This is a genomic window from Jejuia pallidilutea, assembly GCF_002973595.1.
GTDB lineage: Bacteria > Bacteroidota > Bacteroidia > Flavobacteriales > Flavobacteriaceae > Jejuia > Jejuia pallidilutea.
Genome location: NZ_PVEO01000001.1, coordinates 240,374 through 261,542 on the forward strand (window position 1 = coordinate 240,374; position 21,169 = coordinate 261,542).

A 21,169-nucleotide genomic window follows, 5' to 3' on the forward strand; every position below is an offset into this window, starting at 1 on the left:
GAATAAAGTAAAATTGCACTAAGCTAAAACTTGAGACCTACTTTATTGTTGCTATTGTATTTCCGCTGTTTTTCTCATTAACATTTCAATGAAATTATCAGGGATTTCTGTTAAACTATTAAAATTAAAATCGGCTTCGTGAAGTGTTTTAGCATCTCCAATGCCTACAGATATCATATGTGCCCTATTTGCAGCTTCTACACCAGCAATGGCATCTTCAAAAACCACACATTGTTCTGGTAGTAGATGTAATTTTTGCGCGCCAATTAAAAACACTTCTGGATCTGGTTTTGCTTTAGATACACTGTTGCCATCTACTATACCTGCAAACCTATTAAAAAGCCCTACCTGTTTTAAGATTAAGGGTGCATTTTTACTTGCAGAACCCAAAACATAAGGAATACCTAAAGCATCTAAGGTATTTAAAAGCTCGTTTGCACCTGGTAGAATTTCTTCTGGACCCATTTTGTAGATATACTCCAAATAATGATCGTTTTTACTAACAAGATACTCTTGCTTTTTTTCTTCGGAAAGCTCAATATTGCCAATATCTAGTAAAATTTCTAACGATCTTACTCTACTTACGCCTTTTAACAACTCGTTATGGGCTTCGGTAAACTCAAAACCCAAATGGTCTGCGAGGTCTTTCCACGCTAAAAAATGATATTTAGCAGTGTCTACAATAACACCATCTAAATCGAATATGACTCCTATTTTATTCATCATCTCACTAACCTTCTACAGAAAGAAGGGATTTTTTGTTATTATTTTATTTGAACTACATCATCAACATCCTTAACCTTGTAGACTAATGATGCTGCTATTAAAAAACTAACACCACTCATTACTAAAGCAAATATGGCATGATTGCCATAAGCATACTTTACAAGTGGCCCACCAATTAAGGCATTAATTATTTGCGGAATTACAATGAAGAAATTAAAAATTCCCATATACACTCCCATTTTCTTTGGTGAAATAGACCCTGCCAATATAGCATACGGCATTGCAAGAATACTCGCCCAAGCAATACCAACCCCTATCATAGAAAGAATAAGCCAATTTTTATCTGGCATAATATAAATGGATAACAGCCCTAAACCTCCTATTATTAGCGAAATAGAATGTGTTTTCTTACGTCCTATTTTTTTTGCTATGTACGGCAATGCAAACGCATAAAATGCAGAGATTAAATTGTAGACACCAAATAAAATACCTACCCAATCTCCAGCGTCTTGGTAAGTGCCGCTGCTACTATCGGTATGCGGCAATCCATAAATATGTTGTGCGATGGCAGGTGTTGCAAATACCCACATACCAAAAAGTCCAAACCACGAAAAAAACTGCACCCAACTTAATTGGCGCATAGTTGCTGGCATTTTTTTAAAATCATCAAAAATATCAAGCAGGCTTGATTTTTTTTCTGTTTTATGTTCACTATTCAAATCGGGTTGGTCGTCCTCAAAGCTATCCAGCTCTTCTGGTGAATATTCTTTAGTAGTGGTAACTGTAATTAAAATTGAAACTACTAAAATAATAGCGCCAATGATAAAAGATAGTACTAAATTAAAAGGTACTGTGCCTTGAGTTGTTTCGTTTGAAACACCAAACCAGTTGGTTAAAGCATAAGGCAACCAAGACCCAATAACGGCACCAAAACCAATTAATGCAGTTTGCACACTAAACCCAAGGGTGCGTTGGTCTGTTCTAAGATTATCGCCAACCAAAGCACGAAACGGCTCCATGGCAATGTTAAAGGAGGCATCCATAATCATAAGCATTCCCGCACCAACCCAAAGTGCTGGCAAAAATGCAATAAAAATATCTGCCTGTGGCATTAACACCAAGCCAATTGATGCTAATATTGCACCTACTAAAAAATAAGGTTTACGCCTACCAAACCTGCTCCAAGTTTTATCACTGTAATGCCCAATTATTGGTTGAACAATTAACCCCATTAACGGTGCAATTATCCAAAACCATGACAGTTCATGTACATCGGCTCCAAAGATTTGAAGTATTCTGCTTGCGTTGGCATTTTGGAGTGCAAACCCCATTTGAATCCCCAGAAACCCAAAACTCATATTCCAGATTTGCCAGAAACTTAATCTACGCTTTTCCATTAAATAGTATGTTAAATTAATACTATTTGATAAGCGATATAATTAGATATAACTTATCAAAACTTATGTGAGAAGTGAAAATATAAGTCTTGATTTCTATTCAAAGATATAAAAGAATTTTGTTTTTCCTAATATAGAGGTTTAAACAATAGGGCGCTACGAAACTATTTAGTAGATTCCCTTTCTATAATTTCGGTTTCTATAACCACCTTAATAAAATCGCGCTTTCTGTCGTTATTAGTAAAGTATATCTCGGTTTCAGCATCTTCAGCCTCTAGTCTTTCTATAAGTAAATTTGCTGCTTGTTCTCCCATTTTTTGACCATGCTGACTCACCGTGGTTAAACTTGGGGTAGCATGCTTAGAAAGTACACCGTCTGTAAACCCTATTACTTGCAAGTCCTCAGGAATAGTAAACCCAAGTTTTCTTGCTACTTTCATTGCAGAAACCGCATATAATTCGTTTACAGCAAATACGCCATCAATATTGGGGTTCGACTTAAAAAATTGTGCTATTTCGGCTTCTAAAATTTCAAGGTTGTTTTCAACATCCAAGCTATCATCAATTTTTAGTATTAAATTAGAATCTGCTACTATACCGCTATTTTGCAATGCCTCTAAATAGCCTTGAGTTCTTAATCTACCTACACTTACATAATCCATAGTAGTAATAAGGGCTATATTTTTGCAGTTATTTTCAATTAGCTTTTTTACTGCTTTAACTGCGCCGTTAAAATCATCAACAATAACCTTGTCGCAATCTACTTCATTCACTACCCTATCAAACATTACAATGGGCATACCTTGATTTATCGTAGCATTAAAATGGTGATAATCTTGCTTTAATAATGTCTCTTTTGAAATGGATAGTATAAAGCCATCTATACTACCATTGGCAAGCATTTCCATGTTAATAATTTCCTTGGTGAACGATTCATTGGAAAGCCCTACAATTACATTGTACCCCCGCCGGTTTGCAACACGCTCTATGCCACGAATAACGGTAGAGAAAAAATGATGTACAATTTCTGGAATTAAAATACCAATGGTCCTAGTTTTTCTGTTCTTTAAGCTAAGGGCAATATTATTTGGCTTATAATTGTAGAGTTTTGCAAATGCTTGTATTTTTTTTGTGGTGTCTTCACTAATTTCTTTGCTATTGCTTAATGCCTTAGAAACTGTTGAAACAGAGACATCTAACTCTTTGGCTATTTGCTTTAATGTTATCTTTTTCTTCATAGTATTTTACAAGCCCTAAAATAAGAATTATTGGTATCTTTTTTTGAATAAAAATATTTTTTTATTATACTAGAAATATACGGTTTTCTCATTTTAAGCTAAAATATTTAAAAAGTTGTCAACACGAAAACGTTTTCGTTAAATATTTCGTAATTAAAAATTCTCTCTTAACAATTTCTTTACATAAATTTGATGTGAGGAGTGAAAATATAAACTGACTAATTAGAACATTAATTTAACAAAACTGTATGAAAACAAAGACTAAACAATTACTGTTTTTTATGATGCTTTTGCCTGTATTTATATTTGGGCAAAATGTAGTTAAGGGAACGGTAACGGAACAATCTACTTCCATCCCTCTTCCAGGGGTTAATGTTATTATAAAAGGCACAACTACTGGAACCACCACGGATTTTGATGGAAACTACCAGATTGCGGCTAATAATGGAGATATTATTGTATTCTCCTATGTGGGTTATGCTACTCAAGAATTAACTTACTCTGGTCAATCGAATTTAAATGTACAATTAGCTGAAGATGCTGCTCTATTAGAAGAGGTAGTTGTAATTGGTTATGGTACAACAACTAGAAAAGATGCTACTGGATCGGTTGAAGCTATAACAGCCGAAGGTTTTACCAAAGGTAACATTGTAACTCCAGAAAACCTTATTAACGGTCGTATTGCCGGTGTTAGTGTTAACACAAGTGGTGCTCCAGGTTCAGGATCTCAAATTAGAATAAGAGGTGGGGCTTCCATAAACGGCTCTAATGACCCGTTAATTATTATAGATGGTTTACCAATATCAAACGATGGTGTTACGGGCTCTAGAGGTGTTTTATCTTCTATTAACCCAAATGATATCGATTCGTTTTCTGTTTTAAAAGATGCTTCGGCTACAGCCATTTATGGATCTCGAGCTTCAAATGGTGTTATTATCATTGTAACCAAAAAAGGTAAATCTAAATTTAGCGCTACTTACGATACACAATATATGTTTGGTGAAGTAACCAATACTATAGATGTATTTTCAGCGGATGCTTACAGACAATTAGTGGCATCGCAACCTATTAACGGTACTACTATAAACGAAAGCCTTTTAGGTGATGCAAATACAAATTGGCAAAACGAAATTTTTAGAAGTACAGTATCATCACAACATAATATATCGTTGCAAGGTGCTCTATTTAAAGTATTACCTGCAAGATTTTCTTTTGGTGTTGTTGATCAAGAAGGTGCCCTAAAAACCTCTAAATTTGAAAGAAGAAACCTAAGTTTAGCCCTAAACCCTAAATTTTTTGACGACCATTTAAAAGTTAGCCTTAATGCAAATCTTGCTTTTGAGGACAACCGTTTTGCTGATGCTGGACAAATTGGTGCCGCAATGCGCTACGACCCAACACAACCTGTGTTTGATGCTTCTTCACCTTTTGGTGGTTTTTACCAACACAGAACAGGAAACCAAATTGCTAATGGTACTACAAACCCAGTAGCACAATTGCTGCAAAGAACCAACTTAGGAGATGCTAATAGATTTTATGGAAACTTAAATTTTGATTATAAATTCCATTTCCTACCAGAATTGAGAGCCGTTGTAAATCTTGGTATCGATAAAACTGAAGCCAAAGGTTTTGATTCTAGAGACCCGTTACAAGCTACTACAGATCAAGACATATTGTTTAAAGGAGAGTTTAGAGAAAACACCCAAGAAAGAACCAACGAATTGTTTGATGGATACCTTAACTACAAAAAAGATATAAATAATTTAGGTTTAGATTTTACTGCGGGGTATTCATACCAAAGATTTACCAATAGTGGTAAAAATGGTAGAAACATTACTGATCCTTTAAGTGTTGATGATTTCTACGCAGACCCAGATGTAGTATTAATAGGTTTCTTTGGTAGAGCCAACTTCTCATTAAATGATAAATATGCATTAACATTAACTTACAGACGCGATGGTACATCTCGTTTCAGTAAAGAAAACCAATGGGGTAATTTCCCTGCTGCTGCTTTTGCTTGGACAATTAGTGATGAGGATTTTATGAAAGATTCTAACACGTTTTCAAACTTAAAATTACGTTTAGGGTATGGTATTACTGGTCAGCAATCAGTTGGTGAGAAAGATATTTTCTTGAATCGCTATAGAGGCGGTATTGCCAATTCCCAATACCAATTCGGAAGTGACGTTATACAATCGTTAATAGCTTCAGAAATAAATCCAGATTTAAAATGGGAAGAAACTGCAACTATGGAAATTGGTATAGATTATGGATTGTTTAATAATAAAATTTCAGGTTCATTAAATTTGTTCCAAAAGAACTCAACCGATTTATTATTTACAGCTGCTGTACCTGATGGTGCAAACTTTTCAAACAGTATCATTCAAAATATTGGAGAATTACAAATTCAAGGTTTAGAATTTTCTGTTAATACAGATGTTATTAAAAATGATGATTGGAAAGTAGATTTCAACTTTAACGCAACATTGCTAGACAGGGAAATGAAAGAATTGGCATTAGGGCAAGATGTAAGAACAGGTGGCATTAGCGGCGGTACAGGAAACAACATCCAAATTCATAGAGAAGGCGAAGCACCAAATTCATTTTATGTGTTTAAACAACTATATGATACTAACGGAAATCCAATCGAAGGCGCTTATGCAGACTTAAATGGTGATAATGTTATAAATGATAACGACCGTTATGTAAAGGAAAACCCCGGAGCTAATGCTATTTTTGGTTTCCAGTCTAATGTATTTTACAAAAATTTCGATTTTGCGTTTAACCTAAGAGCAAATCTTGGCAATTATGTGTACAACAACGTGCAATCATCTAGAGCACAATATGAATTGTTATTGGATAACGCTGTACTTGGTAACATCCCAACAAGTGTATTAGATACTGATTTCCAAAGAACTGCTGATGTTATAATTTCAGATATTTATGTTGAAAATGCATCGTTTTTAAGAATGGATAACATCACTCTTGGATACACCTTTAACAACATATCAAAAACACTAAAAAGTGTTAGAGTGTGGGGTGGTGTTCAAAACGTATTTACTATTACAAACTACAGTGGTTTAGATCCTGAAGTAACAGATAACGACTCAGACCTTACATTAACATTAGGTATAGATAATGTAGTATATCCAAGACCAAGAACCGTATTGGTAGGCGCTAACATTAAATTTTAAAAAAACAACTATGAAAACAAAATTTAAAATGTACAAAACTATTGGAGTGATTTGCATTTTTATCGTAACACTCGTATCGTGTACCGATGATTTGAATATTACACCAAACGACGATCAAACTGTTTTAAGTGAAAATCTTTTTGAAGATGAAGCGGCTTACAAACAAGTATTAGGTGGTATTTATGCAAACTTAGCATTAACAGGTACAGATGGCCCTGAAAGTTCTAACTTAAAGAACATTGATGCTGGTACTAGCCAATTTGGACGTGTATTGTTGTACACCCAAACCCTTTCTGCAGACCAAATGATTTGGTCTTACGAAAACGACCCAGGAACTAGAGAAATCCAGCGAAATATCTGGACAGCACAAAACCCTTTATTATTGGGTATGTTTAGTAGAGCACACCTATCGGTTGCTTTAGCAAATAACTTTTTACGTGAAACTACTGAGGCGAAACTAGATTCCAGAAATGTTTCTGAAGATACAAGAGCCGATATAACAGTGTACAGAGCCGAAGCAAGATTAATGAGAGCTATGGCATATTACTATATGATGGACTTGTTTGGTAAAGCCAATTTCGCAGACGAAAATACCCCCATAAACGCACAACCTGAAGTTTACGATAGAACCCAACTATTCTCTTACGTAGAATCTGAATTATTAGATATTGAAGATGATTTAGTTGCAGCTAGACAAAACGAATATGGTAGAGCAGATAGAGCTGTAGCACAAATGATTTTAGCTAAAATTTATTTGAATGCCGAAGTTTATATTAACGAAGCTCACTACGGCGAGTGTATTACATATTGCGAAAAAATAATTGCTGGTGGCTTTGAATTGGCAGATAGCTATTTGCATAACTTCATGGCAGATAATAATACCAATTCTGCAACAAACGAAATTATTTTCCCAATAGTGTCTGATGGTGTAACTACACAAAACTACGGCCCTACTACAGTTATGGTTAATGGTTCTGTTGGTAGTATAGAAAAAAATGGCGACGAAGTTGGTGTAGGAACCGAAGGTTGGGGCGGTGCGCTTAGAGTAAGAAGAGAGTTTTCAAATCTTTGGGGACCTGCATTTGCTGATGACGATAGAAACACCATAATTTCAGCCGAAAGACCTATTGATATTCCAGATATTTCAGATAAAGACACAGGGTATATTATTCAAAAGTACTCTAACGCTACTTCAACTGGACAATTAGGAGCCGACAAAACTTTTGTAGATACAGATTTCCCACTTTTCAGACTTGCAGACGTATACCTAATGTATGCAGAAGCACACCTAAGAGGCGGTGGAGGGAACCTAGCTACTGCTGTTGGATATATTAATGCATTAAGAACTAGAGCAAACAACCCTAGCACTATTTCTTCTGGAGATTTAACTTTAAATTTTATTTTAGATGAAAGATCTCGCGAACTACACTGGGAGGCACATAGAAGACAAGATTTAATTAGATATGGCCGATTTACAGGAGGAAATTATAACTGGGCTTGGAAAGGTAACGGAAGTAATGGTATTGCTATACCAGCACATTTTAACCTATATCCTATTCCAGTAGGAAGTATGGCGGCAAATCCAAATTTAACGCAAAACCCAGGATACTAAAAACTAAATAAAAACAAGATGATGAAAACTTTAAAACAACTATCAGCTTTTAGCATAATTGGGTTAGTTCTACTATTCCTAAGTTCGTGCGATGATAACTCTGATACATTTACAATAACGGCACCAAACGCACCGGTTTTAGCAGATTTGCAAATTACTCAAATAGAGCTAGATGCTGCTAATACAGGAAATCCTGCAATAGCTTTAAACTGGTCTGAGTCGGATTATGGACAACCAACAGCGGTAAATTATGCAATACAATTTTCAATGGATGAAGCTTTTACGGCTCCCGTTACCGCTACAAGTGTTACTGGTAGAAACGACATTACTTTGTCTGTAGGAGAAGTAAATTCTGCAGCTGGTAACGCTGGGTTGAACCCTTTTGAATGGGGCACGCTTTACACTAGAGTAACAGCTTCCTTAGGCACACAACAAAGCGAACCTATTACGTCAAATACTTTACAGTTTGATGTATACCCGTACTACAATTATGTATTTAAAGATTATTATTTAGTTGGTAATGGTACCGCTCCTGGGTGGGATAACAACGCTAACAACCCACCTTTATTTAGAGATGCTGATAATCCAAACCTCTATTATTATACTGGCTTTTTCACAAAAGGTGGAGGCGACTTTAACGATGGTAGATTTAAGGTTCTTGAATCTAGAGGACTTTGGCAGCCACAGTGGGGTGTTACCGATAACGAAGGTGATGATGTGATAAAAACCGAAGGCGATATTGCGGGTAATCCAACTACTCAATCTAACGACCCTGGCCGTTTTGGAGTCCCTTCTGATGGGTACTATCAATTCACCATTAACTTTTCTACTAAAAAGTACACTATGACACCTTATGATGCTTCAGGAGCAACTACGTTCTCAGGCATGAGCATTCAAGGATCTAGCGTTGCAACAACAGCAATGACACAATTAAGTTTTGATGGCCACATTTGGTATGCTGCCGGTATTCGCCTAACCCCTGGAGAAGTTTCTTTTTTAACTGACACGGGTGCTACTTGGGGATCTGATTCAAGTTTCTCTGGTGTAGCCACTAATGGTGGAGCGTCTATTCCTGTAATTGTAGAAGACGACTATGATGTATGGTTTAATACCTTAACAGGACGTTACATACTTATACCATTAAACTTATAAGACTAACTTAATAATTTAAGACAAATGAAATCAATTATAAATAAAATAGGTTTTCTGTTTTTAGCGGTAACAATAATGTTTACCTCTTGTGAGACAGAAGAAACCTTAAATATAACGACACCTGATGCAGCCTTTGTATTGAATACACCTGGTATTAGTACCGTATTTTTAAATTTTGCATTACCAGACAATCCTGCATTCACCATTTCGTGGAACGATGAAGTTACAGGTAGTTCCTCATACACTGTAGAAATGGCTAATGATATAGATTTTACGTCTACAATAACATTAGGCACTACTGAAGCTAATAACTTTTCCATGTCTGTTTCAGAATTTAATAATGCACTTACATCTACTGGTAATACCCAGTTTAAAGATATTCCAGTATATATGCGAGTGTTAGCTGGTAATCAAATAAGTAATAGCATTCTAATACTAGCCACTACCTATCCTGTAAATGCACCAGAAATAACGAGCCCAAGCAACGGAGATAGTTTTGCGTTATCTATAGATAACAATGATATGGTTGCCACTACAGTAGAATGGAACGACCCTATTTTAGAGTCTTCGCTAAATATGGATATTACTTATACCATTGAAGTTGCGCTTGCAGGCACTGATTTTGCAGCACCTGTTAAAGCTACCGAGGTAACAAACACCAATACCGTTTCGTGGACAAATGCACAATTAAACGCAGCAGCTATTCAAAGCGGTATTGAGGCAGATACAACAGGAGATATTGATATTCGCGTAGTAGCAACTATTGTTGACAATGCCTCGGGTACAGTTTTAGAAAGAACTACAGAAGCCATAACTATTTCGGTTACTACTTATGCAACTGCCTTAGACCTATCTACAACTTGGGGTATTATAGGTTCTGCCGCTAACGATTGGGGTGCTACTCCAGATTTACCATTCTTTAAAACCGATACGGATGGCGTTTTAGTAGCTTATGTTAACCTAATAGATGGTGAAATTAAGTTTAGAGAAAACATGGCTTGGGATAACAACTATGGTGACAATGGAGCAGACGGCACCCTAGAACAAGATGGCGCCAATATTGCAGTTACAGCTGGTTCTTACAAAATAACCATGAACCTAAACGATTTAACCTATACTATAGAACCTTTCTCTTTAGGTATTGTAGGTGGGGCATATAATGAGTGGGGCGCTACTCCAGATTTTATGTTAGAATACGATCAATATTCTGATGTATTTAGAGGCATAGTTACCCTAATTGATGGTGAAATGAAGTTTAGATTGAACAACGATTGGGGCACCAACTGGGGAGACGATGGAAATGATGGCACACTCGATGCTGCTGGTGCAAATATTGTTGTAACTGCAGGTATCTATATCGCTACAGTTAACCTTAACGATTTAACATACACTTTAGAACCTATTGATTATGTATGGGGACTTGTTGGAGGTGCTTATAACGATTGGGGCGCAACCCCAGATGCACAATTTACTAGAGATTGGTCTCGCCCATTTGATGATATTTGGATTTTAAATGATGTAACACTTATTGATGGTGAATACAAGTTTAGAGCCAACAATGCTTGGGATGTAGACTATGGTGATAATGGCGGTGATGGTACCTTAGAACCTGGAGGAGCTAATATAGTTACTACTGCTGGAACATACTCGTTTGTATTAGATTTCTCAGACCCTGCAAATCCAACGTACACTAAAAATTAAGTTTAAGTGAAAGTGTTTAAAAAGGCTGTGTCAATTATTGTACAGCCTTTTTTAATTAAACCCAAAAAGGCATGAAAAATAAATTATTATTACTCCTTTTATTAGCTGTACCCTTTGTTTATGCACAATCGGTTTCTACCGTTCCCGCTATACCAACGGCTACAAACGCACTTACAATTACTTTTGATGCAACAGGCTCGGAGTTGGAAAACTACACTGGCGATGTTTATGCCCACACAGGTGTATTAACCTCTGCATCTACTAGCAATACAGACTGGAAACATGTTATTGGTTCTTGGGGAAATAACACCACACAACCTAATTTAACCAGAATTACTACAAATATCTACGAACTTGTAATAACTCCAGATATTAACTCATTTTATAACGTAGGTACTGGGGAAACCGTTACAGATATTGCCATTGTTTTTAGAAGTGAAGATGGCAGCCAACAATCCAGACCAGATATTTTTATTGAAATTTTTGAAGCTGGACTTAATGTTACACTTACAAACCCTGCAAACAACGATGTTTTTGAATTGAATGATAATATTACAATTTCGGCAGCATCTAGTGCTTCAGCCAATTTAGAATTAAAAGTAAATAATGTATCCATAGCTACGCAAACTGCAAGCACAGACATATCTTCTTCATATACCTTTACCAGTACAGGCGCTTTTACCATAAATGCAACAGCAACTCAAGGCACCGAGACGAAAGAAGAAACTATTTCAATTTACGTAAAAACACCTACCCTAAACGAAACTTTACCAACAGGGTTAGAAAACGGTCTTAATAAAAACAATGATGGCTCTGTTACTTTTGTACTTCAAGCCCCTTTAAAATCGGATGTTTTTCTTATAGGAAGTTTTAATAATTGGGAACTAAGCCCAATGTATCAAATGAAAAAAGATGATGATACATTTTGGATAACGTTAAACGGACTAGATCCTGACACGGAATATGCTTACCAATATTATGTAGATTACAGTTTAAGAGTTGCAGATCCGTACTCTAAAAAAATACTCGACCCCAATAACGATAAATTTATACCAGAAACTACCTATCCTAATTTAATGGCATATCCTTCTGGAAAAACATCAGGAAATGTTTCAACCTTTCAAATTAACGAAACAGCTTATAATTGGCAGGTTAACTCATTTTCAAAACCCGCTAAAGATAATCTTGTTGTATACGAAATGTTGATTCGTGATTTTACCGAAGAAGATTCATTCTTAGCTGCAATGACGCATTTAGACTATCTAGAAAACTTAGGTATAAACGCAATAGAGTTAATGCCTGTTAATGAATTTGAAGGCAACGACAGTTGGGGATATAACCCATCATTTCATGGCGCATTAGATAAGTATTATGGTACGCAAAATCATTTCAAAGCATTTGTAGACGCCTGTCATCAAAGAGGTATTGCCGTAATTATCGATGTGGTATACAACCATGCTTTTAGCCAAAGCCCATTAGCACAACTTTATTGGGATAGCGCCAACTTTAAGCCTTCACCAGAGAACCCATGGCTAAACCCAGATGCAAAACATCCTTTTAATGTAGGCTACGATTTTAACCACGAAAGCCAGTATACTAAAACCTATGTAAAACAAACCTTGAAGTATTGGATAGAAGAATTTAAAGTTGATGGTTTTAGATTCGACCTATCTAAAGGTTTTACACAAACCAACAACCCAGATAATGTTGGTGCTTGGAGTAATTTTGATGCCTCACGAGTTGCTATTTTAGAAGATTATGCCGATTTTATTTGGGACAATGTTTCAAACGACGCCTATCTAATATTAGAACACTTAGGAGACAATTCCGAAGAAACAATTTTAGCAAATTATGGCTTTATGCTTTGGGGCAACCTCAACCATAATTTTAATCAAAATACTATGGGGTTTGCTTCAAACGCAGATGTATCTTGGTTATCTTACACCGAAAGAAATTGGAATAATCCGCACGTTGTTGGCTATATGGAAAGTCATGACGAAGAGCGCTTAATGGTAAGAAACCTTAATAACGGTAATGCCAATGCAGAGCATAACACCAAAGATTTTCAAACCGCTCTAGACCGTATTGAAGCTGCAACTGCTATATTTTATAGTGTACCAGGACCTAAAATGCTTTGGCAATTTGGAGAACTAGGCTATGATAAAAGTATAAATTGTGAAAATGATATTACCAATGGCAACTGTAGGTTAGATAGAAAACCAGTAGCGTGGACTTTAAATTATGATGAAGACCCAGACAGGTTAGACCTTTACGAAGTAACATCTAAAATGATAATGTTGAAAACAGAATACCCTTCAACATTTAATACCGATGATTTTTCATATAGTTTAAATGGTTTAGTAAAACGCATCAACTTAAATGATAACACCGGAAACTTTGATGTAACGGTTATCGCTAATTTTGATATGGTTAATAAAACCGTTGTGCCTAACTTTTCTAGCACTGGAACTTGGTACAGTTTATTGGATAACAACACACCATTGGAGGTTACAAATGTAGCGTCGTCTATAACCTTGGCTCCAGGCGAATATCGCGTTTACGGCACACAACCCGTTATAGATCCAGAGGATTTAGACAGTGATGGTGTTGTTAATACTGAAGACTTGTGCAACGACACACCTCTTGGCGCAACTGTAGATGCCAATGGCTGCGAAGTTTTTGTGCTACCAATTAACAATTTTAGATTGCAAGTAGCTAGCGAAACTTGTAGAAGTAGCAATAATGGCATTATTGATATTACCGCACAAAAAAACCTAAATTACACTGTAGCCATTACTGGTAATGGCGTAAATGCCTCTGAAGCTTTTACTACCTCGTTTATTAAATCTGATTTACAAGCAGGAGATTACCGCGTTTGTATTACTGTTGAAGGGCAAGCTGATTATGAGCAATGTTTCAACATCACCATTAACGAACCTGAAGATTTATCGGTAACATCAAAAGTTATTGAAACCAAAAATACAGTAACCTTAAATCTTAATGGTAGCAATTCCTATGCCGTAACCCTAAATGGTGTTACAACTATAACATCTTCATCTACCTTAGAATTACCTCTACAATTTGGAGAAAATAAAATTAGTGTTAAAACTGATAAAGATTGCCAAGGTAGTTACGAAGAAACAATCTTTTATGGCGAAGGTGTTTCTGCGTTTCCCAATCCTATTACAAACGAACTAAACGTGTATTTAGGTGAACAAAACACAACACATATTGCCGTAGAGATTTATACAGTTTTAGGAAATAGGGTGTTTAAAACAAACACCAATAATCGTAGTTTACGAATTAACACATCAAGCTTTTCTAAAGGCATTTATATCTTAAGAGTAGCCACAGAAACAAGTAGTAAGAGTTTTAAAATTATTAAAAATTAATATGAAAAAGTCAATTAAATATATTTTCGGAAGTTTAGTAGTTTGCTTTTTTATTTTTAACTGTAGCAGTGGTGGTGGCGATGACACACCAGACCCCGACCCCGATCCCGGTAAGGTAGATCCTCCAAGTGCTGCAACTTTAGTTTTTCCAGAGCAAAACTCAGAATGTACAACGGGCTCTAATTTAACTAGTACAGAAAGTACCGTTGTATTTAATTGGAACGATGCTAGCAATGCAACATCCTACCAATTATTTGTGAAAAATTTAAATACGCAAAACACGCAGAATTACACATCTAATATTTCTGAAAGAAGTATTACCATTTTAAGGGGCACACCTTACTCTTGGTATGTGGTTTCTAAAAATTCTGGTAGTGAAACGGCACAAAGCCCTACATGGAAGTTTTACAATGCTGGAGAAGCGGTATCATCGTACGCTCCATTTCCTGCTGAATTAATAGCGCCTGCATTATCAGAAGCTTTAAACCCTTCTACAACTTCTGTTACTTTACAATGGAAAGGAGAGGATATTGATAATGATATTACAGCATATGATGTGTTTTTTGGCACTGTAAATCCACCCGTAACCAAGGTGATTACTACAAATAATACCAATACAGTGGTAACCGTTGGTTCAGGAAACACCTATTTTTGGAATGTTGTAACCCACGATGACCAAAATAATAATTCAGAATCTCAAGTATTTCAATTTAGTGTTGAATGATAAAAAAGTGAGTAACTTTATTGAATATGCTTAATATACCCTGAATTTTATAAAGTTTTCATTACACTCAGATTATAGCGCATCGCTATTTCAGGACAGAGAACACCTGTTAGAATAAAAAAGGCTTCAATTTCTTGAAGCCTTTTTACTTTGTAGCGGGAACTGGACTCGAACCAGTGACCTTCGGGTTATGAGCCCGACGAGCTACCTACTGCTCTATCCCGCGATATAACTCTAAAATAATTTACTTAGCTTTTAACTTTCGGTTCATAATGCCGACCAAATTATTTCGGAATGCAAATATACAATGCTTTTTAGGTTTCTACAAGAATAAAATTAAAAATATTACTGTTCTATAGGTATTGCTTGAAATTCTGCAATTTCAGCGTTTTGAAACCTTACTGTAATTTGTATTGGATTACAACAAACTTCACAATCCTCTATATACTCTTGATGCGCTACAGAATTGTCTAACAACATAGATATTTGTTCCCAACAATAAGGGCAAGTAAAATAATGCTCTTCCATATTTAAAAATAAAAAAAAGATACACAATTGTGCATCTTTTTTACCATTAACTTTTATGAAAATATACTATTACATTATTCTTTTTCAATATCCATCGTTGCTGTGGCATTACTTTCCATTAACATTAACGAAGGTGGATTTTTACCAGATACACTAAGATATTCTTTGTTTAATTTATTATCACTAACCATAATAGTATTTATTTTTGTTAGGTTAATAAATTCTATTGGTACATCTCCCGTAAATTCGTTACTAGATAGTAGCAACTCCTCCAACTCGGTTAACTGCGCCATTTCAACAGGAATTTCGCCATCCATTTTGTTATCCATAACACTAAATTTCTTCAACTTTTTCAGCGCTTGTATTTCGCGTGGTATGTTACCTGTTAAATAATTGCTACCTATTAAAAGTTCTTCTAGGTTGGTTAGCTCCATTAAAGATAGCGGAATGTTACCTACTAACTTATTGCTGTAAAGCTTTAAGGATTTAAGGTTTTTTAATTTACCTAATTCTGCAGGAATTTCTCCTTCAAACTTATTCATAAACAACTCTAAAACTTCAAGATTTTGCAACTTGCTAAGTGCTGTAGGCACTTTGCCTGTTAAACCGTTGAAGCCTAAGTTAAGTTTTGTTAAACTAGTTAGGTTACCTATTTCTGATGGTAATGGTCCATTTAAATTATTAAAAGGCAAATTAATTTCAACAACTTTATCGTTTTCTACTTTTACGCCATACCAAGTTTCTATTGGTGTGTTTGTATCCCATGTAGAATTCCATTCTGTACCATTGGTAGTGTTGTATAATGCTAATAATGCTTGTTTTTCGCTGTTAGAAACATTAGCGAATGCAGCTACTGAGAATAAAAAAGTTAAAATTGTATACTTTAGGTTTTTCATCTTTAGGTTGATTTAGGACTAATCTGTGTACGAAAATAAGAACTAAATAGATGAAAAACTATTTTTATCGACGAAATGCTTAAAATTTTAACATCTTCAACTCTAGAACTGATAGTTTAATAATTCACCACTTAATCGCAAAAGCTCTAACTCTGCTATTTTGGCTTGATATTTTGCTTGGTTTTTACTTAACTCTGCATTAATTAGGTTAAGTTGTGCTTGCCTAAATTCTATGGAATTAATCTGGCCTAATTTAAACTTCTCTAAAGTTCTGTCGAAATTATTTTGCGAAGTAACAATGTTGTCTTCTTGGATTTTTAAAACAGTAAGCTTGTTTTGGTAATCGTCCCAAGCGTTATTAAAATCTCTTTTAACACTAAGTAGCAGCTCTTCTTTTTGAAGTTGTTGTATCTCTAAATTTACTTTTGCATTTTTTACCCTAGTTATGGTTTGTCCGCCATCAAATAAATTCCATGTTAGGTTAAGCCCTCCCGATATGCCTGTATTTGTTGAAACCGCTAAGAACGCCGCAGCATTGTTGTTGTTTTTATTCCAACCATATGAACCTGTTAAACCAATAGTTGGTAAATATTCTGATTTACCAGTTTTAAGTTCGTATTGATTAATAAGTATATTTTTATTTACTTGCTGTAATGTAATATTTTGCTCAACTGCTTTTTGTAATAAATCTGCTTTGTTTAAAGATACTACAAAATTAATATTGGTGTCTACATTAAAACGTTCTTGCAATGCATTTCCTGTTACTAAATTTAAATCTCGTTTGGCATTGTTAAGTTCTTGTTGCGCGTTAATTAAATTAATACTATCATTATTTATATCAACTTCAGCATTCAGAACATCTAATTTTGTTGCCTGACCATAGTTGAATTGATAGTCTGCACGTTTAAGCCTATCGTTTGATATGTTTAAAGTTTGTTCTAACACCTGCTTATTTTCGTATAACTGTGCTACACTGTAATACACGGTAAATAATTGAAGAATTGTGTTTTCAATAGTTTCTCGCGCTTCTAGCTCTGTTAGTTTATATTGTTCCTTTAAACTTTTATAATTATACCTTCTACCAAAACCATCAAACAATACATAATTTAAGTTTACAGATGCATTGTAACGAGAACTTTCAGCGCCTTCGAGTGTGGTAACATTTCCGTTAGAAAATTCAGCTTCCGTATTATCTATATTAAGGGTTGCCCCCGCATTGCCTGTTAGGGTTGGTAAATATTGGGAGTTTAAAATATTTGCATTGTTTTCTGAGACTTTTACCAAGTTATTGGCAACCTTAATACCGTAGTTGTTTTCTAAAGTAAGTTGCATTGCTTCTTCTGCAGTAAGTATGTTTTGAGCGCTCATGGCAATACTGAGAAAAAACAGATTAAAAGTTAAATATATTTTAATATTCATTTTCTTCTTTTTGTTCTTTAATGGCGCGTTCTACTTCTTCTTTTGTAACATCATTACCTGTATATAACCATTTAACATTCTTTTTAATACTATTACTAAATGCTAAAAACAATGGCAATACCAGTAATGTTAAGATAGTAGCATAACCTATTCCAAAAGAAATAGCTATGGCCATGGGTTTTAAAAACTGTGCTTGCCTACTTTTTTCCAATAATAAAGGTGCTAAACCAGCTATAGTGGTTAAGGATGTTAAGAAAATGGCTCTAAAACGGGCCTTACCGGCTTCGGTTAAAGCTATATCGAACGCCATCCCTTCTTTTAGGTTGCTGTTAAACTTTCCTATAAGTACCAAGCCGTCGTTTACCATAATACCTATAAGCGCTATAATACCTAATAATGATAAAATATTTACAGGGAAGCCAAGTAACCAATGGCCCCAGGCAACTGCGGTTAAACTAAATGGCACTAAAAGTATGAGCAATATGGGTTGACTATAACTTCTAAAGGTAAATGCTATAGTGATGTATATTAAGCATAGAATGATAAGTCCGTAATACCTCAATGAGCTACTTAGTTTTGAAGCCTCTCGATTTTGCCCTTCAAATGAAGCTGAAATAGTTGGATACTTAGATTGTAAATCGGGGATAGTATTGTTCTTTAAATCTTCTAAAATATCGGTTGCACTATTGCTAGGATCTTTTAAATCGGCAGAAACTCTTATTTCTCGTTGACCTTCTAGGTGATTTATAGCTACATCGCCCCTTTCTATGGTATATGTTGCAATATCATTTAAGGCAACACGATCTCCCGATGGTGTTTGTATGCGCATATCGTCTAAATCATTGATAGACGACCTATTATTTCTATCGTAACGCACCCAAACTTTAATTTCATCTTGTCCTCTTTGGAAACGTTGCGCCTGTGCGCCAAAGAAACCTGCGCGTACTTGGGTCATAACTGTTCTTAAATCTAAACCTAACAAATACGCACTTTCTTTTAACTCTAGCCTTATTTCTTTAATTCCTGCTGGATCATTGTCCTCTATATCCTTTAACAATGGATTTTCGCTTAAAACCTGTTTCAATTCGGTTTTTGCAGCTTTTAAATCATCAATATTATTTCCTAATAATGCTACTGAAACTGGGCTACCACCAAAATTCCCACCAGAACCAAAAACTAAACGTTCTGTACCAATTACAGGACCTACCAATTCGCGAAGCCTGTTTGCTACTAGAGAAGATTTTATTTCGTCTGGGCGTTCTTCACCTGGCAACATATTAATAACCAATCTAGCACTGGAGCTGCTATTTAAACTCAGAATTGTATTTTCAAACAGTTCCTTATCTGTACCTTTTAAATACTTTTCGGTAAACTCTTTATTTACAATAAACGATTTTTCTTCTATCATCGAAATAATAGAGTCTGTAATCTTAACATTAGTACCATTTGGCATATCTAATTCTATAGAAACCGTATCACTAGCTATAGAAGGAAATAGTGTTACACCTATAATACCACCTCCTATTGAGCCAAAAGTAAGCACAAGTAAAGCTATAAAAATACCTAAAGCAAACATTTTAAACTTTAGCACAAACTCTAACACTGGCACGTAAATCTTGTCTCTTAGAGATTTCATAATACGATCTCCAAAAGCATTTATGCCACGCATTTTAGCGAAAAATTGCTTTATTTTTGAAGGATTTTCATCTGGAACTTGTTTTCTTAGTGCTTTAGAGTGTGCTAAATGGGCCGGAAGTATAATTAAGGCTTCTACTAAAGATACTACTAATGTGAGGATAACAATAACAGATACCTCGCCAAAAAACTCACCAATTCTACTATCTAAAAATAAAAATAGAGAAAACGCCAAAAGCGTTGTAACAATAGCCGATACTACCGGCGGAATAACCTCCATTGTTCCATCTATGGCAGCTTGCACTGGTGTTTTGCCTTTTTCGTAATGCTGGTAAATATTTTCGGCAATTACAATACCATCGTCAACTAAAATACCAATAACAATAATCATCCCAAAAAGGGATAATACATTAATGGTTACATCAAACTGACCCGCAAAAATAAACATTCCAAGAAATGAAATAGGCAGCCCAAAAGCTACCCAAAATGCCAAACGCGTATTTAAGAATAAAGACAAGAACGTTAATACTAAAATTATTCCAAAAATGGCGTTTTCTGCTAAAAGTTGGGTACGCTGTTTCAGTGTAATAGATAAATCTCTTACAACATCTAGCCTTATGTTTTCGTGTTTTTGGTTATAATCTTCTATGTAAGCCTTAACTTTATCTGCTGAAGCTATTAAATCTTCATTATTTGTGCTAGTTACAGAAATATTAACCGATAAATCTTGATTAAAATACGTAGCATTTGGGGTTTCAGAAAACCGATCCCGAACAATAGCAACATCTTTTAAACGTACTGTTTTTCCTTCTGGTGTAGCTCTAATAATTAAGTTAGAGAGTTCGTCGCCATAATAGGAACGATTATTGGCTCTAATTAAATATTCCTCGGCATCTGTTTTTATATTTCCACCTGTAACCAAAATATTAGAAGTGCTAACGGCTAGCGCTACTTCGGCAAAAGTTAAGTTATAAGCTAACAAATTGCTTTCGTTAACTGCTATTTCTATTTCCTCAGCAGGATAACCAGTAACCTCTACTTGCGAAATACCGTCAATGGCACGTAAATCGTTTTCTACCTGCCTACCCAGTTGTTTTAATGTTGCCAGAGGAACGTTTTTACCGCTTAAAGCAAAGGATATTGTTTCCCTTATAGCCTCGCTTTTAGCAACTACAAGGGGCTCCATACCCGTAGGGAACGATGGCACCCTATCTACAGCATTTTTTACCTCAAGCAACATAAAATCTATGTTTTCGCCTTTCTCTATTTCTACGGTTATGGTACCGCTATTTTCTCTAGATGTAGAGGTAACACGATCTATACCCTTTAGCCCTTTAAGGTTATCTTCTATTTGCAACACAATACCTTCTTCTATCTCTTGGGGCGAAGCTCCTGGATAAGTGATATTTATGTTAATGATTTTTGAATCTACTAAGGGAAAAAATGACGATTTAAGTGATAAGTAGCCTGCAATTCCAAAAACGGCAAATGCTAGAATAAATACATTAACAGCTACGTGGTAGCGTATAAAATAGGCAATTAGCTTTCTCATATC

General features: G+C 35.3%; 13 protein-coding genes and 1 tRNA gene. 6 read left to right on the forward strand and 8 right to left on the reverse strand.

The genetic code is table 11. The features are described 5' to 3' along the window. Positions 1-51 precede the first annotated feature (51 nt). The 3 genes from pgmB to CLV33_RS01115 form a co-directional block, all read right to left on the reverse strand. The gene (pgmB, locus tag CLV33_RS01105) at positions 52-723 is read right to left on the reverse strand and encodes a beta-phosphoglucomutase (RefSeq protein ID WP_105472344.1); all 672 of its coding nucleotides are present in this window, start codon (positions 721-723) and stop codon (positions 52-54) included. Positions 724-764: 41 nt separating this feature from the next. Further along, the gene (locus CLV33_RS01110) at positions 765-2,123 is read right to left on the reverse strand and encodes an MFS transporter (protein ID WP_105472345.1); all 1,359 of its coding nucleotides are present in this window, start codon (positions 2,121-2,123) and stop codon (positions 765-767) included. 164 nt (positions 2,124-2,287) lie between these two features. Beyond that, on the reverse strand, positions 2,288-3,361 hold the full coding sequence (locus tag CLV33_RS01115) for a LacI family DNA-binding transcriptional regulator (RefSeq protein ID WP_042243163.1): 1,074 nt from the start codon (positions 3,359-3,361) through the stop codon (positions 2,288-2,290). Positions 3,362-3,609: 248 nt separating this feature from the next. On the opposite strand from CLV33_RS01115, the gene CLV33_RS01120 reads away from it, so the two are divergent. The 6 genes from CLV33_RS01120 to CLV33_RS01145 all read left to right on the forward strand — a co-directional run bounded on the left by CLV33_RS01120 (position 3,610) and on the right by CLV33_RS01145 (position 15,136). Continuing rightward, entirely contained in the window at positions 3,610-6,555 is a 2,946-nt protein-coding gene (locus CLV33_RS01120) for a SusC/RagA family TonB-linked outer membrane protein (RefSeq protein WP_105472346.1), read from the forward strand. Between the two features lie 10 nt (positions 6,556-6,565). Continuing rightward, a complete protein-coding gene (locus tag CLV33_RS01125) occupies positions 6,566-8,167 on the forward strand; it encodes a RagB/SusD family nutrient uptake outer membrane protein (RefSeq protein ID WP_105472347.1) in 1,602 nt (533 codons plus the stop codon). An 18-nt stretch (positions 8,168-8,185) separates the two neighbouring features. Beyond that, the gene (locus CLV33_RS01130; RefSeq protein WP_105472348.1) at positions 8,186-9,319 is read left to right on the forward strand and encodes a SusE domain-containing protein; all 1,134 of its coding nucleotides are present in this window, start codon (positions 8,186-8,188) and stop codon (positions 9,317-9,319) included. 24 nt (positions 9,320-9,343) lie between these two features. Continuing rightward, positions 9,344-11,020, forward strand: a complete 1,677-nt coding sequence (locus tag CLV33_RS01135) for a SusE domain-containing protein (RefSeq protein ID WP_105472349.1) — start codon at positions 9,344-9,346, stop codon at positions 11,018-11,020. 71 nt (positions 11,021-11,091) lie between these two features. Continuing rightward, complete coding sequence (locus CLV33_RS01140) at positions 11,092-14,412, forward strand: alpha-amylase family glycosyl hydrolase (RefSeq protein WP_105472350.1); 3,321 nt, start codon at positions 11,092-11,094, stop codon at positions 14,410-14,412. Between the two features lies 1 nt (position 14,413). Beyond that, complete coding sequence (locus CLV33_RS01145) at positions 14,414-15,136, forward strand: hypothetical protein (RefSeq protein ID WP_105472351.1); 723 nt, start codon at positions 14,414-14,416, stop codon at positions 15,134-15,136. A gap of 153 nt (positions 15,137-15,289) precedes the next feature. Here the strand turns inward: CLV33_RS01145 and CLV33_RS01150 are convergent. From CLV33_RS01150 to CLV33_RS01170, 5 genes are all read right to left on the reverse strand, one after another. Further along, a tRNA-Met gene (locus CLV33_RS01150) sits at positions 15,290-15,362 on the reverse strand. A gap of 119 nt (positions 15,363-15,481) precedes the next feature. Next, complete coding sequence (locus CLV33_RS01155) at positions 15,482-15,664, reverse strand: CPXCG motif-containing cysteine-rich protein (protein ID WP_042243155.1); 183 nt, start codon at positions 15,662-15,664, stop codon at positions 15,482-15,484. A 74-nt stretch (positions 15,665-15,738) separates the two neighbouring features. Next, positions 15,739-16,560: a Two component regulator three Y domain protein gene (locus CLV33_RS01160; protein ID WP_105472352.1), complete on the reverse strand. Its 822-nt coding sequence runs from the start codon at positions 16,558-16,560 to the stop codon at positions 15,739-15,741. 102 nt (positions 16,561-16,662) lie between these two features. Further along, the gene (locus tag CLV33_RS01165) at positions 16,663-17,979 is read right to left on the reverse strand and encodes a TolC family protein (RefSeq protein ID WP_105472353.1); all 1,317 of its coding nucleotides are present in this window, start codon (positions 17,977-17,979) and stop codon (positions 16,663-16,665) included. Further along, a complete protein-coding gene (locus CLV33_RS01170; RefSeq protein ID WP_105472354.1) occupies positions 17,969-21,166 on the reverse strand; it encodes an efflux RND transporter permease subunit in 3,198 nt (1,065 codons plus the stop codon). Before CLV33_RS01170 ends, CLV33_RS01165 begins: the two co-directional genes overlap by 11 nt. Between the last annotated feature and the right edge of the window lie 3 nt (positions 21,167-21,169).